This window comes from Novipirellula artificiosorum (assembly GCF_007860135.1).
Taxonomy (GTDB): Bacteria; Planctomycetota; Planctomycetia; order Pirellulales; family Pirellulaceae; genus Novipirellula_A; species Novipirellula_A artificiosorum.
Window position 1 is genome coordinate 1 of sequence record NZ_SJPV01000060.1, and the last position, 1,543, is coordinate 1,543.

Genomic DNA, 1,543 nt, shown 5'->3' on the forward strand with positions numbered 1-1,543 from the left:
TGGGACGCAAACGCTTTGGGTTGGAATCCAGAGATCCTACGACCTGTCCAACGCATGGAACGCTTTTGGGCCAGGTGCAAAAAATTTTTCAAGCGTCTAACTTATGTGGTACAACGAGCCCAAAGGGCGAGGTACACCACCCCTCTCCCTCGCTGCGCTCGACCTCTCCCAAAGGGCGAGGTAAAACCACCCCTCTCCCTCGCTGCGCTCGACCTCTCCCAAGGGAGAGGTAAACCACCGCTCTCCCTCGCTGCGCTCGACCTCTCCCAAGGGAGAGGTAAACCACCGCTCTCCCTCGCTGCGCTCGACCTCTCCCAAGGGAGAGGTAAACCACCGCTCCCGCTCGCTGCGCTCGACCTCTCCCGCGAGGAGATCGTGCAGTTTTTAAGTTGTGACTGCTGAAGTGTTTAGGTATCCAACCACCCCTGCCCGCGCAGCGGGAGGGGTCGAGCGCAGCGAGGGGGAGGGCCGGTATAGAAACCGTGCTGGAATTTCATGTTGTCATCGCAGCCCGTTTTCCCTCTCCCTCGCTTAGGCTCGACCTCTCCCAGAGGGAGAGGTAAATCTTGTAAGTCTCTTTCAATCAACAACTTAAAAACTGCACGACCTCCGCAGCGGGAGGGGTCGAGCGCAGCGAGGGGGAGGGTTCACGGTTGGGGCCTTCGTTGTTCTTGATCCGTATGAATCCGTTGGCGATGCAACACGCTCGATATTCCGCCCGGACGTTTCTTGAATTCGTATTTCAATCCAAGATGTTTGGCGATGACGATTGCCACCGATTCAACATCGCCTAAGACGTCTTCGTTCGGAAAACGGATGATGTCCCATCCTTTGTCGATCAAATACCTTTCTCGTTGTTGATCTTTCTCGTATTGGTCGTCGTGGTACCCACCGTCGATTTCAACGGCGAACTTTTTGGCATGGCAGGCAAAGTCGAGGATGTAGGGCGGCTCGGGATATTGGCGACGAAATTTCAAACCGCATACCTGTTTCGCACGCAGCATACTCCACAACAAAACCTCTGCTTCCGTTTGCCGCTTGCGAAGTTCGCGAGCGTCTTCGATAGGGTTTCGTTTGGTCATGTTGTGTTCGTTTGTGGGTAGACAGGTATTGTGTTCAGCCCTCCCGCTCCCCCTCGGGAGACCTGACGAATCGATGGGGGTTTGCAGACCGATAGAAAGGATCAACAATTCGAAAGGGGGCGTAGGGAGCAAGTCAATTGGGTGCCAAGAAGCCCTCTCCCTCGCTGCGCTCGACCTCTCCCAGAGGGCGAGGTACGCAACCCCGCTCTCCCTCGCTACGCTCGCCCCCTCTCATAAGACGAAGTAAACCGCCCCTCTCCCTCGCTGCGCTCGACCTCTCCCAGAGGGCGAGGCACACCGCCCCTCTCCCTCGCTGCGCTCGACCTCTCCCAGAGGGCATTGGTATCTACACAAGTCTGAACGGGAGAGCGTTGGCGGCCATTTGCTTCAGTTGACCGATGTCGATGTCGGGCGATTCTAGCAGATCGGTCATCGAGAGCAGGATCATGTAGCCAGCTAGC

General features: G+C 56.6%; 1 protein-coding gene. It reads right to left on the minus strand.

Annotated elements, in window-relative coordinates; all coding sequences use genetic code 11:
* Nucleotides 1-647: 647 nt before the first annotated feature.
* Nucleotides 648-1,082: an endonuclease domain-containing protein gene (locus tag Poly41_RS33740; RefSeq protein WP_146531774.1), complete on the minus strand. Its 435-nt coding sequence runs from the start codon at nucleotides 1,080-1,082 to the stop codon at nucleotides 648-650.
* Nucleotides 1,083-1,543: the final 461 nt, after the last annotated feature.

Coding starts and splice junctions, on each gene's coding strand:
- Poly41_RS33740 (WP_146531774.1), bottom strand. CDS start 1,082: ATGACCAAACGAAACCCTATCGAAGACGCTCGCGAACTTCGCAAGCGG.